At 54.4% G+C, this 23194-nt stretch carries 13 protein-coding genes; 4 read left to right on the forward strand and 9 right to left on the reverse strand.

Annotated elements, in window-relative coordinates; all coding sequences use genetic code 11:
• The first annotated feature begins 36 nt into the window (after window positions 1-36).
• Window positions 37-2145, forward strand: coding sequence for a M43 family zinc metalloprotease (locus FOA19_RS16580; RefSeq protein ID WP_149091990.1), 2109 nt, complete (start codon window positions 37-39; stop codon window positions 2143-2145).
• Window positions 2146-2567: 422 nt separating this feature from the next.
• Here FOA19_RS16580 and FOA19_RS16585 read toward each other — a convergent pair whose 3' ends face one another.
• From FOA19_RS16585 to tatA, 9 genes are all read right to left on the reverse strand, one after another.
• Window positions 2568-3854, reverse strand: coding sequence for a M28 family metallopeptidase (locus FOA19_RS16585; RefSeq protein WP_149091991.1), 1287 nt, complete (start codon window positions 3852-3854; stop codon window positions 2568-2570).
• A gap of 26 nt (window positions 3855-3880) precedes the next feature.
• On the reverse strand, window positions 3881-4261 hold the full coding sequence (locus FOA19_RS16590; protein ID WP_149091992.1) for a VanZ family protein: 381 nt from the start codon (window positions 4259-4261) through the stop codon (window positions 3881-3883).
• A gap of 7 nt (window positions 4262-4268) precedes the next feature.
• The gene (gene gcvH / locus FOA19_RS16595; RefSeq protein WP_149091993.1) at window positions 4269-4649 is read right to left on the reverse strand and encodes a glycine cleavage system protein GcvH; all 381 of its coding nucleotides are present in this window, start codon (window positions 4647-4649) and stop codon (window positions 4269-4271) included.
• A 107-nt stretch (window positions 4650-4756) separates the two neighbouring features.
• Window positions 4757-11809: a T9SS outer membrane translocon Sov/SprA gene (gene sov / locus FOA19_RS16600; protein ID WP_223808956.1), complete on the reverse strand. Its 7053-nt coding sequence runs from the start codon at window positions 11807-11809 to the stop codon at window positions 4757-4759.
• 114 nt (window positions 11810-11923) lie between these two features.
• Complete coding sequence (gene ruvA / locus FOA19_RS16605) at window positions 11924-12517, reverse strand: Holliday junction branch migration protein RuvA (RefSeq protein WP_149091994.1); 594 nt, start codon at window positions 12515-12517, stop codon at window positions 11924-11926.
• 158 nt (window positions 12518-12675) lie between these two features.
• Complete coding sequence (locus FOA19_RS16610) at window positions 12676-14946, reverse strand: NADP-dependent malic enzyme (RefSeq protein WP_190300444.1); 2271 nt, start codon at window positions 14944-14946, stop codon at window positions 12676-12678.
• A 218-nt stretch (window positions 14947-15164) separates the two neighbouring features.
• Window positions 15165-16736: a lytic transglycosylase domain-containing protein gene (locus FOA19_RS16615; RefSeq protein ID WP_149091995.1), complete on the reverse strand. Its 1572-nt coding sequence runs from the start codon at window positions 16734-16736 to the stop codon at window positions 15165-15167.
• Window positions 16736-18172: an Asp-tRNA(Asn)/Glu-tRNA(Gln) amidotransferase subunit GatA gene (gene gatA / locus FOA19_RS16620; protein ID WP_149091996.1), complete on the reverse strand. Its 1437-nt coding sequence runs from the start codon at window positions 18170-18172 to the stop codon at window positions 16736-16738. The genes FOA19_RS16615 and gatA overlap by 1 nt, the downstream gene beginning before the upstream one ends.
• A gap of 3 nt (window positions 18173-18175) precedes the next feature.
• Window positions 18176-18556 (reverse strand): Sec-independent protein translocase subunit TatA/TatB, encoded by a 381-nt coding sequence (gene tatA / locus FOA19_RS23730; RefSeq protein ID WP_149091997.1) that lies wholly within the window; start codon window positions 18554-18556, stop codon window positions 18176-18178.
• A gap of 236 nt (window positions 18557-18792) precedes the next feature.
• On the opposite strand from tatA, the gene FOA19_RS16630 reads away from it, so the two are divergent.
• From FOA19_RS16630 to FOA19_RS16640, 3 genes are all read left to right on the forward strand, one after another.
• A complete protein-coding gene (locus FOA19_RS16630; protein WP_149091998.1) occupies window positions 18793-19899 on the forward strand; it encodes an endonuclease/exonuclease/phosphatase family protein in 1107 nt (368 codons plus the stop codon).
• 694 nt (window positions 19900-20593) lie between these two features.
• A complete protein-coding gene (gene cysS / locus FOA19_RS16635) occupies window positions 20594-22087 on the forward strand; it encodes a cysteine--tRNA ligase (RefSeq protein WP_149091999.1) in 1494 nt (497 codons plus the stop codon).
• 1 nt (window position 22088) lies between these two features.
• On the forward strand, window positions 22089-23084 hold the full coding sequence (locus FOA19_RS16640; protein WP_223808957.1) for a M28 family peptidase: 996 nt from the start codon (window positions 22089-22091) through the stop codon (window positions 23082-23084).
• Window positions 23085-23194: the final 110 nt, after the last annotated feature.

A 23194-nucleotide genomic window follows, 5' to 3' on the forward strand; every position in this document is an offset into this window, starting at 1 on the left:
CGTTTTCCGCAAAACCAACCCTAAACGCAGAATCCCATGCCCCAAAGAGTACTAGCTGTCCTTGTCCTGCTCATTTTGGGCGTAGGCAACGCTATAGGTCAGGTACGCAACTGCGGTACCATGGAGCATGTGAAACTGCTGGAGCGGAACAAACCCAACCTGCGGGCGCAGCTGCAACAACAGGCCAAAGCCGCGGGCACCGGGGTGCGGAACGCTTACGAGAAGAATGTCAGGGGCGGCGTGATTACTATTCCGGTGGTGGTACACGTGGTTTATAATACCGATGCCCAGAACATCTCAGATACCCAGATCAAGACCCAGCTAGCGGTGCTGAACAAAGATTTCCGGCGGCTGAACTCTGATGCAGACAATACGCCCACCGCGTTCAAAGCCGTGGCCGCCGATGCCGAGATTGAGTTCTGCCTGGCCCAGCGTACCCCAGACGGCGAACCCACCACCGGCATTACCCGCACCAAAACTAGCACCACCACTTTCAAGGTAAACGATGCCATGAAGTTCACCGCCTCGGGCGGGAAAGACGCCTGGAACACGAGCCAATACCTAAATATCTGGATTGTGCGGTTTGCCGCTGACCAATCGGTGCTGGGCTACGGCCAGTTCCCTAACTCGGGCTCACCCACCACCGATGGCGTGGTCATTGACTACCGGTACTTCGGGACCACGGGCACCGTGTCAAAGCCTTTCAACCTGGGCCGGACCACAACCCATGAGGTGGGTCACTGGCTTAACCTGTTCCACATCTGGGGCGACGAAGAATGCGGCGATGACCAGATTGCCGACACGCCTACCCAGGAGGAAGAAAACACCGGTTGCCCTACCTATCCGCACGCCTCCTGCAGCAATACCAGCGACATGTTCATGAATTACATGGACTACACCAACGATGCCTGCATGAACCTGTTCACCGCCGGTCAGAAAAGCGTGATGCAGCAGGCGTTGTCTGCCTACCGGCCGGGTATTCTTAGTTCAGCGGGCTGTACCGCGGTGCAGGTACCTGACCTGGACGCAGCCTTGATAGAAGTGACCTCACCGGGGAAAGTGGTGTGCGCTACTTCGTTCTCGCCCACGGTGGTGCTGCGCAACAAAGGCAACCAACCGCTCACCTCGGCCCAGATCCAATACGCCGTAGACAATGGTCCAACGCAAACTTATACCTGGACCGGTTCTTTGACTTCGCTCCAGAACGCCACAGTGAATATTCCGACCATCACGGTAGCCAAAGGAACGCACACCATCACCTACACCATCACGTCCAGAAACAACGCGGCCACCGATGCTGATGCCGCCAACAATACCATCACCGCGTCTTTCCAGACGCTGGGCAATGCCCTGCCGCTGCAGGAAAGTTTTGAGAACACCAACTTTGCCCCCACTGGTTGGGCCATCCACAACCCCAACGCCGACCTTACCTGGGAACGGACTACCAAGGCTGCCAAGACCGGCACCGCCTCGGCGTACATGCACAACATTGAATACACCGCTAATGGCCTGGTAGATGAATTGGTATTACCGCCGCTGGACCTGACTTCGCGCAGCTCTCCTAAAATGACCTTTCAGGTGGCATACTCTCTTTTGTCTGAAACCGGCTTCTCCGATACGCTGGAAGTCTGGGCCTCCACTGACTGCGGAAGCACTTACCAGCGCATCTACCAGAAGTTTGGCCAGGAATTAACCACTGCTGTGCCCTACTTCGTTGAAAAAGAGTTCATCCCCACCGCCTCTCAGTGGCGCTTAGAGACGCTGGACTTGGCCGCTTTTGCCACCTCCAAAACGGTGCTCCTCAAGTTCCGGCACATCACCGATTTTGAGAACAACCTCTACCTGGACGATGTCAAAGTAGATGGGGTGCCTTTAGGTGCCGAAGAAGAGCGGGCCCAGGCCGCGATCCAGGTAGCGCCAAACCCCACCGCCGGAGCCGTGTCCATCACCTCGCCGGAAGCTACCATTTCGCGCATTCAGGTGTGCGATGCGGTCGGGAAAGTGATCAAGGACCTCACCTCGCCCAGGCACGTGCGCAGCCAACCGGTGCAGCTTTCTCTGCAACATCAGGCCAACGGCATCTACTTCCTCAAACTCCACACCGACAAAGGCCTGGTAGTACGTAGGGTGATGCTCCTGCAGTAAACCAGTCAGAAAACATGATACACACAGAGCCCCGGTGGTTTCCTGATTACAGGAAGTTGCCGGGGCTCTGTGTTTATGAAGTTAGGTATTGGCAGAGCAAGGGTTTATGACAGGACTGCGGTCAACGTGAACCCACCCCTACCCCTCCCAGGAGGGGAATTTCTTAACAGTGCCTGTTTTATATTTCGCTCGTTTTGTTTCGATACTCGACTATGGGACGCAGGTTAGATGCATTACCTTTTAGAAATACCAAGAACAAGAATTCCCCTCCTGGGAGGGGTAGGGGTGGGTTCCTGCAGTCAAGTCCAAGTTCCAGATTTAGGCCCATCTCACCAAAAGCTCTCATCTCCACTTATTAACTTAATCAAACCCGTTTCCAAGCCGATTTTTGAAAAAGGGCCCTAAAATAGAGAAGAAGATGCTTACAACGCTTTGATGAAGTCTTCTATCAGCAGCATGACCTCTTTGAATTTAGTGAGCGGCAAGGTTTCAGCTTTATCGTTGGGGTGATGGTACTCGGTGGTGGTGCCGCCTAGCGTGTAGAAGAAGAAGGCCGGTACGCCTTTCTCCGAGAAAAAGTAGTGGTCTGAGTTGGCGGCTTTGCCCCGGCTCTTGATCTGGGACAAGTAGCCGTTCTGCTGGTTAAGTTTCTGCAGGAGCGCAAACTGTTTGGGGAAAACGCTGCCATTGACCACCATCAGGCCCTCCTCGCCGGTGCTCATGAGATCCAGGTTCAGCAGGAATTTGATTTGGCTGAGCGGAAAAAGCGGGTGCTCGGTGTAAAAGCGGGAGCCTACCAATCCAGCCTCTTCGCCGGCAAAGGCCATGAACGCGATGGAATAGTCTGGGGTATTCTGCGGCTGGGCGTAGTAGCGGGCCAGTTCCAGGAGCATGGCGGTGCCGCTGGCGTTGTCATGGGCACCGGGGAAATACAGGTCTCTGCCTTGGTGGCCCAGATGGTCATAATGCGCGGTCACTACCACAAAGGAGTCGGGCTTTATCTTACCCGGCACAAACCCAATTACGTTCTGGCTGCGGTAATTCGGCTCCAGCCGAGCATCTACGGCAAACGTTACTTTCTTACTTTTCTTGGGCCAGGCTTTCTCCAGCACTTCCAGCACCGGGAAGGGCAGTTGCTCGCCGCGTACGGTGCCCATAAGCTTCGGCCCGGGTTGGCGCACGATCACGGCGGCCACACTCTTCAGCTGGGGCTGGAAGGGCTCGGGCAACTCCAATAAGCCTTGCAGATGCCGCTGCTGCACCACCAGTACTTTGTTGCGGAGGTTGTTCGTCAAAAACTGCTGGGCCACGTCTACGTCCTGCAGCACCAAGGTGTCAATGTCGTAGACTCTGCCTTCGCCGGATCCGCTGCCTGTGGCAGCGTGCGCGATAAAGTCCACACCCGGCACCAGGGCTTTGCCATCTACTTCCAGGCGAAGGCGGTTATCCAGAATGTTGACGGGAAGGGTAAACGGTTGTTGGTAACCCGATGCAAAAGGGCGCAGCCCGATGGCGGCAAACTGCTTCTGCAGGTAATCGGCGGCCAGGCTGTCTCCTTTGAAGGCGTATCCGCGGCCGTGCAGGGCCGGGGAGGAGAGATCCTGGATGGTCTGCCGTACCCGCGCCATGTCCTGGGCTTGGGCCTGGATACAAAATAAGAGGAGCGCAAGAGAAAGGAAGAGCCAGCGGTGCCGCAACATAGAATGCATTTTAGGTCTGATTTCCTGAAAATAGCCTATAAACGGCGGGGAACCAAAGCCCAGATGCCCAACCCAAAGAAACAGCCGATGGTATTGCAAAGGGCATCAAAAGGATCGGCTTGGCGACCCAGGCCCATAGAACCTTGCAGAATCTCTACAAAGATGCCGAAGAAAACAACCGAGAAGAAGGCAATGGTGATAAGTCGTCTGCTGAGCAGCACGGAAGGGTCGCGGAGGAACCCGTAAAGAAGGAGCAGCAATTGCACCCCGAAGAGAACAGCGTGCGCCAGGGAATCAACGGAGATAAAGTCCCAGTGGGGATCGGGAGGTAACGCTTGGGAGGGCAGTAAGGTCAGTACAAGAATGACCACTGCCCACCCCAGCGCCAGTGCATAATAGATGGAACGCACTGCCATGATTGTATTAGGCGCCTACCAGCTCGCGGTACGCTCCGGCAGAAAGAAGCTCGGCTACTTCGGCTTGATCGGTCACAGACATCTTGATCATCCAGCCATCGCCATAAGGATCAGAATTCACCAGTTCAGGGCTGCCGTCCAGTTTGTCGTTGATTTCCAAAACGTGGCCAGAAAGCGGGCTAAACAAATCAGAAACGGTTTTAACGGCCTCAACGGTACCAAATACTTCTTCTTTGGCTACGTCTTTGTCTAAGGTGTCAATGTCTACATATACAATGTCACCCAGTTCGCGCTGCGCGAAATCAGTGATGCCTACGTACGCTACGTCGCCTTCAATCCGGATCCACTCGTGGTCTTTGGTGTATTTCAGCTCCTCAGGGAAGTTCATAAGTAATTAAGTTAAGTTTGATTCAAAAATACATTCTTTTTGGCACCTGCCGCAAGCCCATGGCATGTTTAAGGCTCGTTTTCCAAAAACGAGCCTTAAACCATCGCTTAGTCAGATAAACTGAACCGGAGCTGGATGCCGCCCTCGGTAACGGTGTTGCGGAACGCGTTGGCCACTTTGGGTTCATTGATGTTCTGCGTGAAGTAGAACTGCAGGTTCAGGCGCTGGCTTACCACATAGTCAATGGTAGGCCGTATCTGTACCTGCTTGGCCCCGGCGGTGGTCAGGTTGTTCTGGTACTCGGCTCCGTTGGCGTCTACGGCAATGGTGCGCTGAATGGTTTCATTGTCTCTGATGGTGAAGTCCAGGCGCATGGTCAATTCATTCTCCAGGGTGCGCTTGCCGCCAATCTTGAACGGCAACCGGAAGTTAGTAGCGCTATAGCCAAAACCCACCACAATGTCTTTGATGCCGTTCTCCGTCACCTGCGCATTGGTCATGTTCAGGAGCAGGTTCCGTTGGGTCTTGTATTCCACACGGCCGGTCAAGGCGCCTTTGGTCCGGAAGTTGATCCCGATGAGTGGGTTCATGCTCTCGGTGATGGCTACTTGGCTCACAATGTAGTACGGAATCACTTCGCCCTTCTCATTGGCCCTGTCTGGGAAGCCTGTCGGTTTGAAGCTGTAATCCAACGCCGTGCTGAAGTTGGCCACCGTGTACGTAGACTGGTAGGCGTGGTTCAGGGTGAAGGAACTGAAGTACTGCTGGAAGAACGGCAATGTGGACAGACCGTTGTAGACTACGTTCCAGTTAGGCAGCGGAATCGCATCGAACGGACCGGTGGGTTTCGCCTTGAAGCCGTTGATGTCTTTGCCCTGGTACGCGTTCAGGAACGCCGGGATCAACACATCCTGAGAATTAGGCTGATACAAACCTGGCCCAGATTTAGCGGCATTCAATCGGCTGGCCACTTCGGCCCGGTACCGGATAAAGTTCTCAAACGCCGCTGAACTGTTGCCAGATCCTCCCTCAAACATGGTCTGCAGAGAGATGAAAGAAACGCGGTAAGACCCAGTGGTGAACGGTGTCTGGCGCTGCACCACCAAAGCTGAATCTCGGCGGTAGTACACTTCATCAATTTCAGACTTGTTCATCACCCCATCAACAGTGATAAGGAAGTTCTTGAACGGCTCAATGGTGGCGCGGGCGGTCAGGTTCACGGAGTTGAGCGAGCTGAGCGGCGTGTTCAGGTACTGGCTGCTGTCTGTGTACCAGCCCTCGCGGTTGGCCCGCTGGAAGAGATCATCCAGCTCAAACTGCTTGCCCAGCACGAAGTCCAGTCCCGGTGCCCCGAAGCCATCGGCTAACCCGAAGTTCTTGGCCGTTGGCAGGAAGCCTGGCAGTAAGGTACCCTGGGTGCGCGCATAAGTAAAGTTAACCGACCTGGCCGACATCAATGCCCGCAGAATGCCATTCACCACTCGCATGCCTCCTCCCTGTTGGGTCGTGTCTGCCGCAGCGGTCTGTCCATTCACCGTATTCGGTTGCTGGCGAACGCTTGGCTTGGCAGAGGCCTCGTTGGCGGCCTTCAGGAATTTCACTTTGTTGTACAGGCGCACCAGGTCTAGTTTACCGCTTACGCTGGTTTCGGTGCTGTTCTCAATGGTGTTCCCCAGTTGTAAGGTATCATTCCGGCTGAGGGCCGTGGAGGCCGAAGTCCAGGTGAAGCCTGCCTGGTAACGTGCATCCCCCGAGATCCAGTCAGTAAGCGGGAATTTGTCCAGCGGCAAGCGATAGGTCAGGGCCACTACCTGGTTAAAGTTGGTGTTCCGCCCGAAGCGTCTCAGGTTGTGCCAGATTTCCTCGTTCTTCCAGCGCAAGGTATCAATCTCGTCGTTGATGCGTCCGTTTGGCTCGTCTACCACCGCCCGGTTGGTGGCGGTATAGTCTAGGCTGAGGCTCTTGGTGATGTCCCACTTCACGTCATAGATGCGGTTGAAGAAGAACGATTTCTGGAAAGTAGGCAGGAAACCCGCCGTGTCTGGCAAGCTGTACGCTGAGGTACGGCCCTGCATGAACGTTTCATTGTACCGACGGTCTAGGTCACCCCTAATAGAGATTCTGCTAGGCGCCAAAGAGAAATTAAACTCTTTCAACCACCGCAGGTACGGCGACTGGAAGGCCTTGATGTTGGCGAACGGCGTGTAGCTCTTAGGCGTGTTGTTGTAGTTATAGGCAATCCCGCCCGTGTAAGTTTTAGAGTAGTTCCGGTCCGTGGAGATATCCGTGTGCAGGACTTCGGTGTAAGCATAGGAGAACGACAGGTTCTCTATGTCATAGAGGTGTGTTTTGGCCTCTGGGTCGGTCTTCTCTTTCCGGACGTTGAGCAGGTTCACGCTTTTGGTGGTGGTCTGGCTCACGACTTCCTTTCGGTAGTTTTCCCGGTCGTTGCTGTTCTCAAACTTCTCCAGGGAAAGGTCTAGTTCGGTGTCGCGGTCCAGTGGGTCGTAGCGGGGCTCACTGATGGTGGTTCCGTACTGCACAGATAGCGGTACTACCAGGCCAAGGCCCTTTGGCAGAAGTTTCTCGGCGGCTACGTTGGCGGTGATGTCAAACTGGCCCGTGGTCTCGCGTGCTCTCTGGGCCGCCCGTTGCTGGATGCCGCCAAAGCCCACGGTGGTATAGGAACCAGTAGCGGAGATGTTGGCAAAATCAGCCAGCTTCACGTTGGCGCGGGCGGTAGCGGCCCAACCGGCGGTGCGGTCAAAGTCAGACACCCGCAGTTCGTTCACCCAAAGGGTTACTGAGTGGGCTGCTTTGTCTGGCGTGGCCGGATTTTCCAGACCAATCATCAAACTCTGCACATCACTGAAATCGGGGTTACCCACTACTCTGAATACCTTGCCGTCTTCCCTTGTCTCCGCAAAGACCTGGTTCAGCGGGAAGCTGGCTTGGTTTCGTCTTGATTTCAGCTTCACAAACTCGTCAAACGCCACGTCAATGAAGTTCTGCTCGTTCCAGATCTGGTACGGATCACGGCTGCCTTGCGGCGTAATCTTGAGCGGGATGGAGAACTCGTAGTAGTTCTGGGTAAAGTCGGTACCGATTCTGATGAAGGCGTTCACCTCGTTGTCCTGGGTACCGTTTGGGCTCTGGGCATGCACGTACATTTTCAGGCGCTTGTAGATAAGCATGTCCTGGGTCACGTTCTTGTACACCGCTTTGCTGAAAGAATCACGCAGGTTCTCTACGGTCAACTGCAAAGACTGCTCATTCTGGCGGCGGTTGTTGGCCGAGGAGTAGTCGCGCTGGCGCTCTACGCCCGGCGGCACCACGTACGGAATGGTACCGGCATCTACCTCACCGTTTTCCTCAATGCTCACTGAGGACACCTCAAACGCAGAAGCATCAGAGTCACAGTCGCCCACGCAAGGTGCGCCGTTAGACAGAATGGAATTGTAGGTACGCCACTGGTTAGAGACAAATTGCATCTGGGCAAAGCGCAACACTACCGGCTGGGCGAACTGCGTGGTGTACATCCGCATGAACCTGATGGACTTGAAGCCCTGCATGTTGTTCACGTTGCCGGTAGGTTTCCTTACCGGAATCCGGAACTGGTACCAACTGATCCGGTTACCGTTGGAGTCAGTGGAATCTACTTTGTCCACGATGTAGTTGCTGCCCACGGCCAGACGGGTGGGTCTCAGGTCAATGTTGTACTCGTAGTACTGCTCCACGTCACTGATGACGTTGTCTTTGTTCAGGTCTTCTTTGTCTGGGAAAGCATTGGAGGAGAGTTCGCTGTTCACCGGTGAGTTGCCTTCCATGCCGTTCCAGTTCTTGTACCGTCCCAGCACCCCGGTACTGGAGCCGTCATAAGCGCCATCCAGGTGGTGGCGGAAGTTATCTGCCGAGGGGTCATCTATGGTGCTGTAGATGCCTTGGAAGAAGGCGCGTTCGTCAGTGTCATTCAAACCATCCAGACCAATATCTTGGAAAGGGCGGGAGCCGGGCTCATTGTCAAAGGCATCGGTGAGGAACTGGTTACGGGTCACGCGGCCCCAGGCAGTGGGTTCGGTGGCCTGGGGGTTTCCATCCGTAGGCAGACCGTTCTCAAACTGGTAGCGCTGGTCTTTGAGCAGGTCTTCTGAGATGTTACCCAGGTTGAAAACCAGCTTACCGTTCTCATCCAGGCTGTTCTGCGCGTCATCCAAACCGGTGATGATTCTCCGGCCTTTGTCTCCCTTGATGAACGGGTCCAGCATCCAGAACTCCAGGTACTCAATGTTGGCGTTGTCAAAGTTGTTGTCAAAAGAGATCTCGCGGCTGATACCGGCCCAGTTGCTGCGGGCATCATTTTGCAGGAACCGGCCGTCATTGCTCACCAAAGGGTTGTAGTTGTACTGCCCGCGCTCTCTTGGGTAGTAAGCCAGGTCAAAGGTGTACTCAAACGTGTTGTTCGTCTCTGGGTCACGGTTAGGGAAAATCTCTCTCCGCTGCACGCCGCGCACGTAGTGGTTTTCAAGCTCCTCGCGGGTGATGTTGTTCGGCCGCAGGCCATTGGAGGTGTAGTAGATCTGGTCAATGGTATACCAAGCCAGCTTGGCCCGATTGTACGCGTAAGCCAGACCAGAAGTCCCGTTGATTAATGGAGCTGGGGTAGCTGATAAACGCCAGGCATTGGTGTTGAAACCACCCAGGGAGTAAGGCGTCTTGGCGTTCTCAAAGTCATCAATGTAAGAAACCCCGTCTTCGCCTCTGAAAGCTGTTTTCTGGGGTACCAACTGCGCAACTTCGGCACCCAGGGTAACCGATGAAGGCTCTTTTGTCTCCAGGAACGGCAGTTTATCGGTGAGGCGGGTGAGCAGGCGCGATTCACGGCGGTAATTGACGTCAAAGCCGTAAATGGTGTTGTTGCTGGGCTCATCGCCGATGTTCACGCGCTGGATGAAGGGCCTTTCTCCCTGGTGCAGCACGGTGGCGCCTAAGATGAGATCATTGTCTACTTTGTAGTCAAAGCGGGCGCCTAACAACGTTCTGGGCTGCACACTTAGAATGTCAGCTTTCTCATAGGTCACGCGCAGGTTGCTGGCGCTGTTGAGATAGCTCGGATTCAAGATTTTTACGCGGCCCAGGTCATAGAATACCTGGTAATCCTGGCCCTCTACCAGACGCGTACCGCCCGAGTACACCGCCACGGAGCCTTCGGCAATCCGGATGCCGGGCAGGGTGATCTCATCGGTGCTGGAAGCCTGGTAACGGCCCTGGATAAAGAACTTGTTTTTCTGGGCGAACTGCTGCGCATCGGTCTGGATGGAGTCATAGAGTTCCTGGAAAACGTATTTGTTGATGTACTGGTCTTCCTGGCCCGGCGTGAAGCGGGAGCGGAGGTAAGACCCAAACGGCTCTACCTGCGGGAAGAAAATACGGCCAGATTCCGGGTCAATGGTGATGCCGGACAAAAAGTCAAAGTTCCCATCGCGCGGAGGGTCATTGTTCGTGTTCACGTTGTCCAGGTTGAACACCTGAATCAACGGAATGCCTTTCAGGCGCGACTCATCCTGCAAGCTGGTGAGGTCTCCGCCGGTAGCATCGTCTTTATAAGCGATGTTCAATTGGAAGTTGTTCCGCTCAATCTGATTCGCGTTGAGGGCATAGACGTTCTTCATCATCAGGTCCCAGGTAGGCGTGTTCAGCCCCGGGTTGGTGCCGCGCAGCAACTTCAGGAAAATCACCTGGTCCTCTGGTACGTTCTGGTAGTCTTCCTGCAGTTCCCCTACTTTGTAGGTACGGCCGTTCAACGTGTACTCAAACGCCACCCCTAGTACCTGCTCGGGCAGCAGCGCGGCATTCAAGGAGATGTACCCCAACTGCGGGTTGAATTTGTACTCCGTCTGGTCCAGGCGGCGGGCGCGGACGTGCTCAAAATCGGTGGTCTTGCGCAGTCCGAAGCCTTCCAGAAAATTGTCTACCTGGGTATTGTTACGATTAGAGAGACTTCCGTACAGACTGTTCTGGTTATTCCCAGCCCCGGCACCCGCGGGCTGGTTTGTGCTAAAACGGCTCTGAAACGGCTGCGGCTCGCCCAAATCCATCAAAGCCACCACGTTGCGCAGGTTTTGGGTGGCGCGGTTGTCATTAGTGATGTACACTTCCAGACGGCGAACCACAATACCGGAGTTCACCAGCGGCAAGCTGCGCAGGGCCTGGTCATAGCGGTTACGGAAGAATTGGGCCAGGAAGAAGTGGCGGTCGCGGTCATAGTCATCGGCACGCAACTCAAAGCGTCTGTTTTGGGCCCCGTTTTGAATATCTACCGCATCAATACTCCCGCGTTGGTTGGCGGCAATGGCCGTTACCGACAGTTTCCCTAACTGCAGCTGGGCTTTCAGACCGAAAAGGTTCTGCCCACCCGAGATAAGCGAGTTGTTGAGCGGCAGGCTTACGTTTCCGGCCTCAATTTTCTGAATGATCTCCTCTGGGTAGCCGGTGTATTCCAGCTTGAGGTTGTTCTCGAAATCGAAGTTGGCTTTGGTATCCCAGTTGGCGGTGATGCGCATCTTCTCGCCAATGCGGCCGTCAATGTTGAGGGCGATGCTCTGGTCAAACTCAAAGTCGCCTATGCGCTGCTGGCGCAGTGGAATGGCGGGGTTCTCGTTCTTGTTGAAAAGCGCCCCGAATTTAAGCGTGGCCAGACCGTTGGGCCGGATGTCTACGGTGTTGCCGCCAAACAGCCGGTCAAACGTGCGGCCTCCCAGGTTAAGGGTAGGCACCAGCCGACGACTGGGGGCCGCAGGGTTCTGCTCGTCCAGGCTGGCAGATTTGGTGCGCCAGTAATCTTTGATGGCCTTCTGCTGCTGGTAGCGCGAGTATTCCTCAAAGGTCATGGTGCTGGGATTGCGGTAGTCATACCCGCCAATCTGCTCCGTGATCTCGTAGCGTTTGAGGCTGTCATCTGGCTCCACCTGCAACTCTACGTTCTTGGGCAGCGGCAGAATCAGCGGCGACAAAGTGGTTCTGTTGGAGAACGGGTCTCCGCGGCGGTCCTCAAAGATGATTTTGGGGCGCCGGGAGGGAATGTATCCTTGGTTTTTGGTTGTGTCTTGAGGTTCTTCTTCTACATCTGACAGCGCCATGAGCGCTGCACTTACACCTGCCATAGATACTCTGCTTGGCTCGGCTTGGGTAAGCCAAGCCATCAACGACACCAACCCTACCGCGGCTGCAAGAATGTGAGGCTTTCTGTTATAAAACACAAATAATGGGGAAGTTTCTTATGATGACTTCAAAGCGAACTTGATCATTTCTTCCACGGTCAGGTTTGCACCCTCGCGCTTAATGATTGCATCCAGGGTTTTCTCGGCTATGTTCTTCGCGAAGCCTAATGTCACCAATGCTGATAACGCCTCCTCCCGGGAGGTATTGTGCGCTGCGCCAAAAGTGACACTGACGGCATCGGGCCCTAATCCTTTCCTGAATTTATCGCGCAATTCCAGGATAATTCGCTGGGCTGTTTTGGCACCAATTCCTTTCACCTGCTGAATGGTGCGGACGTCTTCCCGCACGATGGCCTGCTGCACTTCCTGCACCGTAAGCGAGGAAAGAATCATCAGGCCGGTGTTGGGGCCTACGCCCGAAATAGAAATCAAATGCAGAAAGGCGCTTTTCTCTGCGGGGGTGGCAAAGCCATACAACGTATGGGCGTCTTCCTTGATGTGCTGGTGTGTGTAGAGCCGGCAGCGTTCCCCTTCGGGCAACTGCCCATAGGTATTGAGGGAAATACGGAGTTCATACCCCACGCCTCCTACATCAATGATGACGAAGGTGGGATCTTTCTGTGCCAGACGGCCATCTAAATATGCGATCATGTGACCAGCGTAGTATGAAGTTAAAGCAGATGATCAATAAAAACAACTTCTGTTTTCGGGCCCTTTTCAATAAAACAGCCTGAAAACAGAAGTCGGATAAATACGGTTGTAAAAAACACTACATAGATGGCGATAACACCCCTACGCAGTGGTACTATTTAGAGTTTTGCCTTGCACGTTTGGGCATCTACCACGGCAATAGCCACCATGTTGATGATCTCCCGCACCGAAGAACCTAACTGCAAGATATGCACTGGTTTGCGCATTCCCATAAGGATTGGCCCGATGGCCTCGGCACCCCCAATTTCCTGCAAAAGTTTGTAGGCAATGTTACCCGCCGCCAGCCCCGGGAAGATGAGCGTGTTGGCGCCTTCGTTGGCCAGCTCGCTGAACGGATAGTGCTCGCGCAGCAGGTCTGGGTTTAGGGCGGTATTGGCCTGCATCTCGCCGTCAATGATCAGGTCTGGGTAGCGCAGTTTGGCTAGGCGGGTAGCCTCGCGGGTTTTGGTAGGCACCTGCCCGGCGCTGGACCCGAAGTTGGAGTACGAAAGCACCGCCATTCTGGGCTCACGGTCAAAGAACCGCACGTAACGCGCCGTCAACCCGATGATGTCCACCAGCTCCTCGGCGCTAGGCTGCAGGTTAACGGTGGTATCGGCGAAGAAGTACGGTTCCTTTTTGTTCTGGATGATGTACATGCCCGCCACCTTGTTCACGCCTTCTTCCACGCCAATCACGTGCAGAGCCGGCTTAATGGTAGAAGAGTACTCGCGGGTAAGACCCGAGATCAGAGCATCGGCCTCGCCGGTCTCCACCATCATACAGCCGAAGTAGTTGCGGTCCCGCACCAGTTTGCGGCAATCGAAAAGCGTCAACCCTTTGCGCTTGCGCTTCTCGTAGAGCAGGTGCGCAAATTGCTCGCATTTGGCGTCTTCTTCGCGTGGGTCAATGATCACGGCGCCGTCCAGTTCCATGTTGAACTCCTCAATCATCTCCTGGATGCGCACGCGCTCGCCTAATAGTACCGGGAAGGCCAGTTTCTGCTCAAGTACCGTCTGGGCCGCTTTCAGGATCTTGTAATTGTCCGCCTCGGCGAAGACCACGGTTTTAGGGTTCTGACGGGCCTGCGTGAGCACGCGGTTCATCAGTTTCTGGTCAATACCAATGCGGGCCTGCAGTTCCTGGTGGTAACGCTCCCAGTTGGTGATCGGCTTCCGCGCCACCCCGGATTCTATGGCGGCTTTGGCCACGGCCGGACTCACAGTGGTGATCAGGCGCGGGTCCAGCGGTTTAGGGATGAGGTACGTGCGACCGAAAGCGATGGTGTTGTCACCGTAGGCCTTATGCACGATGTCCGGAACGCCTTCTTTGGCCAGTTCTGCCAGCGCGTACACGGCAGCCAGTTTCATGGCCTCGTTGATCTCGGTGGCACGCACGTCCAAAGCCCCCCTGAAAATGTAAGGGAAGCCCAATACGTTGTTTACTTGGTTAGGATGGTCTGAGCGGCCGGTGGCCATGATCAAATCATCGCGGGTGGCCATGGCGGTCTCGTAGGCAATCTCCGGGTCTGGGTTGGCCAGCGCGAAGATGATGGGGTCTTTTGCCATCAGTTTCACAAATTCGGGCGCTAAAACGTTGCCGGCGCTCAGGCCCACAAACACATCGGCGCCTTCCATGGCCTCGGCCAGGGTGCTGATGTTGCGGGTGGTCACAAACTGGGCACGGTAGATGTCCAGGTCATTGCGGTGCGGGTTGATGATGCCGTCTTTGTCAAACATGACGATGTTGTCAATGTTCACGCCCAGTTCCAGGTACAGCTTGGCGCAGGCAATGGCAGCAGCGCCGGCGCCGTTGATCACCATTTTGACCTTGTCAATGTCTTTGCCCACAATCTCCAGTCCGTTTAAAAGAGCGGCACTGGAGATGATGGCCGTGCCGTGCTGGTCATCGTGCATGAGCGGAATGTTCATCTGCTCGCGCAGGGCATTCTCAATCTTGAAGCTCTCAGGGGCTTTAATGTCCTCCAGGTTGATGCCGCCGAAAGTTGGCTCCAGCGACTTCACAATCTGGATGAATTTGTCTGGATCGGTTTCGTTTATCTCAATGTCAAAGACGTCTATGCCCGCGAATTTCTTGAAGAGTACGCCTTTTCCTTCCATTACCGGTTTAGAGGCATCCGGGCCGATGTTGCCCAGACCCAGCACGGCGGTTCCGTTGGAGATCACGCCCACCAGGTTTCCCTTGGCGGTGTATTTGTACACATCTTCCTGGTTGGCGGCAATGGCTTTACAAGGCTCCGCTACGCCTGGCGAATACGCCAGGGCCAAGTCCATCTGCGTGCTCACCATTTTGGTAGGCACCACCTCTATCTTGCCGGGCTGCCCCTGACTGTGATAATTCAGCGCGTCTTCCTTGTTGATTTTAATCATGTCCTTCGTAAGTAGTGTTGTATGCTATGGGTACTTGCCGCAAAACCAACGTTTGTTGTGCGGGTAATAAGTTCAAATTGCTATCTTTTTTCTAATTCACCAAAGCGCAGCCGCGTTTCCGTTCCTCCCTTTTAGGGCTGTTTTGGCCAAACAAGCTCAAAAAACAAAAAGCATCCCAAGCCTAAGCCAGAGATGCTAATTATATGATTCTAACGGAATCAGCCTACAATGAGCTTCATGCCGGGTTTTAACTCGTCGCCTTTCAGTTTGTTTGCTTTGCGCAGTTTCTCCACGCTCACGTTGTTGTAACGTCTTGAAATGTTCCAGAGGGTATCACCGGGTTGCACATGGTGCACCGTCTGCGGTTTCTCCACCTCGGCCTTTTTCTTAGCCGATGCCTGTTTGGCAGAAACCATCACAATGGCGGCGTTCTCCTTAGGCACGTCATTGGCGCTTGGCCCGGCGTTCTTACCCGTGGAAACCGGCATTTCCTCGGCCGAGGCCAGGAGTGTTTTCTCCGCCGCCGGAGTCTCCTTCACATCCTGACCGGTTTTGCTTTCGGGTTTGTAGACCACGAGCTTTTGGTTGGCCATGAGGACATTGCCCGAGATCTTGTTCCAGGCTTTGAGTTGCTCTACCGTCACATTCTGGTCTTTCGCTATTTTGGAAAGATTGTCATTGCGGCGCACGGTGTAGAAGGTCTTGGTGGCGCTGTCAGAAGTAACAGGCTCCGCTTTGGCCAGAATGAGGGTTGGTTCCTCCGTCAAGGCTGGTAGTTTGAGCTTGGCCGGGGCTTTGTATGGTGCGCGGTAACGAGCCGAGTCCAGGATAGCCAGCCGGTTCTCCGCCAAGAAAGGACGAACATCGGCCGGGATGCGCAGCGGGAAATTGTACACGTTCTCCGGGATGTGCTTCAGCTTGAGCGCCGGGTTCAGGTCCACAATCTGGTTTTCGGGAAGGTTCAGTTGCTTGGCCAGCAGTTTCAAATCAAGCGGTTGGCTAATCAACAGGGTATCCACGGCGATGGGTGTCTGCAAATTGGCCGGGTGCAGGTTGTGGTCCTCGGCGTGGTTCAAGGCGTATACCAGGGCCGTGAAAGAGGGTACGTAGGCCCGCGTTTCTTTAGGCAAATACGGATAAATGCCCCAAAACGTGTTCTTGCCGCCCGAGCGCGCAATGGCTTTCCTCACGTTCCCCGGACCGCAGTTATACGCCGCCAACGCCATCTCCCAGCTCCCGAACATGCGGTACAGTTGCTTCAGGAATTTGCAGGCGGCCTCGGTGGATTTCTCCGGGTCCATGCGCTCATCCAGGTAATGGTTCTGCACCAACCGGAAGTCGCGGCCGGTGAAGTCCATGAACTGCCACAAACCAACGGCTTTCGCCGAGGAAACCGCTTTCGGCAACAGCGCTGATTCCACCACGGCCAGGTACTTCAACTCATCGGGCATGTTGTGCTTGGCCAGGGCCTTCTCAAACATGGGGAAGTACATAGGCTTCCGCTCCAACACGCGCCGGGTGTATTTCCGGTTCCGGATGGTGAAGTAGTCAATCAACCCTCTTACCTGCTTGTTGAACTCCAGGGGGATTTCCTGTTCCAGACAGCTGAGGCGGTCCTGGATGAGCTCATCGGTTTCCACCGGAATGAACTCTACGGAATCAGTGAGTACCTTGGTAGTGTCTTTTACTTGCACCGCTGGAACGTCCAGTGTCGGCATTTCCTGGGCCTGTAGGGCAGAGCCCAGGCCTAGTGTAAGTACAAGGCCTGTAAGAAGGGTAGTTTTGCGCATTAGGCGGTTAGGTGTGGTTGATGGTTCATCAGTTGTTTAGAGAAGGCCAGTAACTGTTCTTCGCCAAAAGCTTTGGTCATCAGCTGTACCCCAATTGGAAGCCCTGCGGCGTCTTGCCCAATTGGTAACGAAATAGCCGGAATGCCTGCCAGGTTTGCCTGTACCGTGTAGATATCCTCCAGGTACATGGCCAGCGGGTCCTTGGTGTTTTCCCCTATCTTGAAAGCGGTGGTGGGGGTGGTGGGTAAAATCAGAAAATCGTATTGGCTCAGAAGCTCATCGGTTTTCTCTTTGATGAGGCGGCGCACCTGCTGCGCCTTGGTATAGTAAGCGTCGTAATAGTCAGCGGAAAGCACGAAGGTACCCAGGATAATGCGGCGCTGTACTTCCTTTCCGAAGCCTTCGGAACGGGTTTTCTTGTACATAGAGGCCAAGTCCGTCGCGTTCTGGCTCCGGAAACCGTACTTCACCCCATCGTACCGACCCAGGTTGGAACTGGCTTCGGCAGTGGTCAGAATGTAGTAGGTGGGTACAATATAGTCTAAAAAATGGAATTCTACCGGCTCAACCGTATGACCATCAGCCTGTAACTGATCCAGTACACCTTGCACTGCGGTTTTTACCTCAGAATTCAAACCAGGGCTCTCGAAAGAATCCCGGATGAACCCGATGCGGGCGGGACGGTCAAAGGTCAGGTTTTGGCTGTAGGCAGGAACCGGGCGCTGGCTCACGGTGGCATCAAACTCATCGGGGCCAGCCATCACTTCCAGGAGAAGGGCAGCATCATCCACGCTCTGGGTGATTACGCCAATCTGGTCAAAGGAAGAAGCGTAGGCGATAAGGCCGTAGCGCGAGATGCGGGAATAGGTAGGTTTCATGCCCACCACGCCGCAATACGCCGCCGGCTGACGAACAGAGCCACCGGTATCAGATCCAATAGAGGCAAGGCAAAGATCTGCTTGCACGGCCACGGCAGAACCGCCGCTAGAACCACCCGGCACGCGGGAATTGTCCACTTCATTGAGGGCCGGACCAAAAGAGGAGTTTTCGTTGGAACCGCCCATCGCGAACTCGTCGCAATTCTGGCGGCCAATGATGATCGCGTCCTCGGCCAGAAGGCGCTGCACCGCGGTGGCGGTGTAAAGGGATTTGAAACCATTTAAAATCTGGCTGGAGGCCTGGAGCGCGTGACCTTCGTAGGCCAGTACGTCTTTGATGCCAATCACCATTCCGGCCAGTTTGCCGGCGGTGCCGGCTTGTATTTTGGCATCCACTTCTTCGGCTTGCCGAAGGGCTTCCTCTTCAAACACTTCCAAAAACGCGTTCAGATGGCGTTTGGCATTGATGTTCTGTAGGTAACGCTCCACCAGCAGACGGCAGGAGAGCGAGCCTCGGCCTATCTCCTCGCGGATAGCGTCAAGGGATGTATAACGCATGTATTAAACGTTGGGGTTGTTGGGTGTTGGGTTAGGGTTCACGGGCGCATTGTCATAGGGTGCGTTGCCGTTGTTGTAAGGGGCATTGGTGTTATAACCGGGACCTGGGTTGGTGTAACCTGGATTTGGGTTGGTGTAGCCCGGGCCGTTGTTGTAATTGTTTCTGTTCTGGTTATTGGAATACCGGTCATCATTGGTAGACGCATTCTCAATGTCGTTCTTGATTTCCTTAGTGGCATCTTTGAACTCCCGGATTCCTTTTCCTAAGCCGCGGGCCAGGTCTGGAATACGTTTTGCCCCAAACAGCAACAGGACGATCAAAACGAGAACAATCATCTCGCCGGTGCCCAGATTTCCGATAAATAATAAAGAGGATAACAACATAGCTGTACTAATAAGGTGTTAAGGATGTAAAATTAGGGTATAATTTCCAATTACTAAGTAATTCAGGTCAAGTTTAAAACGGAGGGGCCTATAGCGTATTTTAAAAGGCCCTTTATATTTATAATCCATTTTTAGCCTGTTTTCCAGAAAACACCCGCAAAGGAGCCAGAACCTACGTTTTTCCATCTGCTTCCGGATTTTTGCGTAGGTTTACTTCTGCGTTTAAATTTTTCCCTGTGCTCCGGAAGATTCTTTCTTTTCTGACCTCTTTGTCTACGCTGTGGCTTTTGGTAGGGGTGGCGTGCCAATACGTGCCGCCGCATCTTTTCTGGCCGGCTGGTTTCGTGGCCATGTCTTTGCCCGGTGCCTTGGTCCTGAACGGGGTTCTGCTGCTCCTGTGGCTATGGCAACGCCCACTTTGGGCCCTGTGGCCGGCCCTGCTCATCTTTTTGTTCTACGGCCAGCACACCCGTTACTTCACCCTCAACACCCCCGATGCCCAGCCCGAGCCCCAGGAGCAGCGCATCACCGTTCTGAGCTACAACGTGCGCGTGTTCAATTCTTACAAACACCTTCACGCGAACAACCCTCAGCTGCCTGAGCAGGAAATTCAATGGGTGGCAGAACACACCGCTGATATCCTCTGCCTCCAGGAGTATTATAATGAGAAAGGAGACGCCACCTATGACAGCCGCAAGCGGATTGGGAAAGAGCAGAAGCGCGAAAGCTACATAGGCAAAGCCCTCACCAACAAAATCGGCGCCGAGTTCGGGTTGGCCATTTTTTCCAAATTCCCCATTGTTGACAAAGGAAGCGTTTCTTTTGACCGGCCTACCAAGAACCAAGTGATTTACATTGACGTGCAGTTGCCTTCAAAAGACACCCTGCGGGTCTACAACATGCACCTAGAGTCTATGGCCATTGAGGAAAAAGACGTAGAGGCTGCCGTGCAAAGCAAGATTGGTCTCAAGACCAAAGGTCGCAGCATTGCCCGACGTCTCAAAGGCGGCTTCATTGCCCGCAGCCACCAGGTAGAGCGACTCATGAACCACATCCTCTCAAGCCAACACCCGGTGCTCCTCTGCGGTGACCTGAACGATCTGCCCAGTTCCTACACCTACCAGAAACTGCGCAAACACCTGAGCAACGGCTTTGAGGAAGGCGGTAGCGGCTTCGGATTCACCTACAACGGCAAACTCCCCATCCGCATTGACAACCAGTTCTTCAGCAGACCCCTAGAACTCCTCCGCTTCGATGTCCTGGACCAGATCCGCTTCACCGACCATTTCCCTTTGGAGTCTACCTACGTGCTGGCTTCCTCCTCTGAAGCATCTGTAGACTAAGGTTGGTATGTGCCTTTTCGTTTAGAGCCTCTTTTGTGAAAAAGAGGCTCTAAACCGATGATGGTCTCAAACACAATGTTTCCGAATAATCAACTGGGTTGCCGTAATCGGCAGATGTAAACACCCCTCTTCAGAGCTACGCTCGCTGCCTCAAACTCTCGTTTGGGCAATACTCAAGGGGAGAATCTGCTTTCAGTAAGGTCATTGCTCACGGCAGTTGCAAACTGCCGATCATTTTGGGTCCAAGTCATAGACTTGAACCATGTGGAAGGGGGATGATGCAATGCAGCTATTACGCATTGCCTGTTTCCGGTGCCGAAGGCATTGCGACCGAAAGGAGCAAAGGAAGCTGGCGCAGCGCGAGGCCGGAAGGCAGGGCCTCGCGGCCGTGAGCGCACGGAGCCCAGCTATGGAACAACACAGCTTATGCACCCACGAAAATTGCGGTGCTACGGCAGCAAAAGCGGACTACGAGTGCACAAGCATATCTAAAAACAGTCAAAAATCACCGAACCAAAAGCCATTAGACCCGCACAAAACCATCCCCTAAAAGAAACCACCTTCAAACCCATTTCCCCTAAAACAAGCTCTAAACGCAGAGACCCCCTTGCTAAACAGCAAAGAAAAAAGAGACGAATACGCCTGAACACCGTACCGTTACCACAAGTACCAGTAAGTTTTATAATTTTGCCGCATGAACCACCCGTTATCTTTATATAATACCCTCACCCGCACCAAAGAAGCGTTTGTACCCTTGCAAAGCCCGTTCGTGGGTTTATATGTCTGCGGACCTACCGTCTACGGCGATGCGCACCTGGGCCATGCCCGGCCATACATCACTTTTGATGTGATGCGCCGCTACATGCAGTACCTGGGGTATAAGGTGCGCTACGTGCGCAACATCACCGATGTGGGCCACCTGCAGAACGATGCCGATTTTGGCGAGGACAAGATCCAGAAACTGGCGAAAGCCGCGCAGTTGGAGCCAATGGAGGTGGTGCAGCAGTACACCAACAGCTTCCACCGCGACATGGGCAGCCTGAACGTGTTGCCCCCAGACATTGAACCCCGCGCCTCGGGCCACATCATAGAACAGATTGAGATGATCCAGGAGATTCTGGACAACGGCCTGGCGTACGAATCCAACGGATCGGTGTACTTTGATGTGCCGGCGTACAACAAGGAGCATAACTACGGAAAACTCTCCGGCCGCGTGGTGGAAGACCTGCTGGCCAACACCCGCGATAACCTAGAAGGGCAGCAGGAGAAGCGCTCTCCGCTGGATTTCGCGCTGTGGAAAAAAGCATCCCCTAGCCACATCATGCGTTGGACCTCGCCGTGGTCAGAAGGGTTCCCGGGCTGGCACCTGGAGTGCTCGGCCATGAGCCGGAAGTACCTGGGCACGCAGTTTGACATCCACGGCGGCGGACTGGACCTCATGTTCCCGCACCACGAGTGCGAGATCGCGCAGAGCCAGGCCAGCCACAGCCATTCAGACTCGGCCCGCTTCTGGGTGCATAACAACCTCATCACCATCAACGGCAAGAAGATGGGCAAATCGCTGGGCAATTTTATCACCTTGGGTGAGTTATTTACAGGCACGCACGAGGTGTTGCAGCAGGCGTACTCGCCTATGACCATCCGTTTCTTCATTCTGCAGGCGCACTACCGCAGCACCCTTGATTTCAGCAACGAAGGCCTGCAAGCGGCCCGCAAAGGCTACCTCAAAGTGATGAACGGCCTGCGTATCCTGGACCAGTTGCAGTACCCAGCCGGTACCGATGCCGTGGACGCCAAAGACGAGGAGGAAATCAAAAAGCTGACCGAGGAGCTGTTTGCGCCTTTGAACGATGACCTGAACACCGCCAAATCCATTGCGGCCCTGTTCAACCTGCTCAAGAAAGTGAACAGCATGCACACTGGCGGCTTTAAACTGGATACCATCTCTGAGGAAACTTTTGAGGAGATGCGGACCCAATACCGTGCTTTGGTGCTGGATGTGTTGGGACTGAAAGTAGAGCAAACCGCCGATGCGCAGTCTCTGCTGGAAGTGGTGTTGGGCTTTTACAAAGAGGCGAAGGAAACCAAAGACTACGCCAAGGTAGATGCCATTAGGGCGCAACTCAAAGGGCAGGGCATTGTGGTCAAAGACATGAAAACCGGGATTGACTGGGCATATGAAGAATAACATGAAAGTTCTGGCTCTGGGCCTGCTGCTTGCCGCTGGTCTACCGGCCTGTGACAAAAAGGGAAACGCTGAAACAGCTACGGCCGAGGCACCTGCCACGGCGGCAAAGGAGAACGTACCCGCTTTCAACGCCGACTCGGCGTACCAGTTTGTGGCCAAGCAGGTTTCCTTTGGGCCGCGGGTGCCCAACACGCCTGCGCACCGCGCCTGCGGCGATTACCTCATCAATCAACTGAAAGGGTATGGCGCTAACGTATTGGTGCAGCCTTTTACGGGCAAGGCCTATGACGGAACATCGCTGGATTTGCGCAACATCATGGGGCAGTTCAACCCTAAGGCCAGTAACCGCATCTTACTTGCCGCCCACTGGGATACTCGTCACGTCGCCGATAAAGACTCGTTGAACCCCAAGAAACCGATGGACGGCGCCAATGACGGCGCCAGCGGCGTGGGTATTCTCTTGGAGATAGCTCGTCAGTTGCAGGCCAATCCGCTTACCGGCAACGTGGGCGTAGACCTCATGCTGTTTGACGGCGAGGACTACGGACAACCAGACAATACCGGTCCTTACAAAGAGGATACCTGGTGCCTGGGCTCGCAATACTGGGCCAAAAACCTTCTGCCCAAAGGCTATACGGCTAACTACGGCATCCTGCTGGACATGGTAGGGGCGAAGGGCTCCCGTTTCGCGCGGGAAGAAACCAGCCGCGCTTACGCCGGCGATGTGGTGGAGAAAGTATGGCGCACGGCCAACCAGATCGGCTACTCAGATTACTTCCCGTTCCAAGACAGTCCGGGCATTACGGATGACCACACCTACATCATCCAGCACGCCAACATCCGGATGGCCGACATCATCGCCTACGACCCCAGCAGCCCCGATGGGTTCTTCGGGCCGTACCACCACCGCCACACCGACAACATGGACATCATTGACCGCAAAACCCTCAAAGCCGTAGGCCAGACCGTGTTGCACGTAGTCATGACGGAACAATAACAATCACACATCAGCTGTTTTAGAGTCGTTTTCCGGAAAAGACCCGGGAAACGGCTTTTTGTTTTTGAGGATTGCAGATCAGATTGGCTAAGGACACAAACGGATGCTGG

The organism is Rufibacter hautae, from assembly GCF_008271695.1.
Classification (GTDB): domain Bacteria; phylum Bacteroidota; class Bacteroidia; order Cytophagales; family Hymenobacteraceae; genus Nibribacter; species Nibribacter hautae.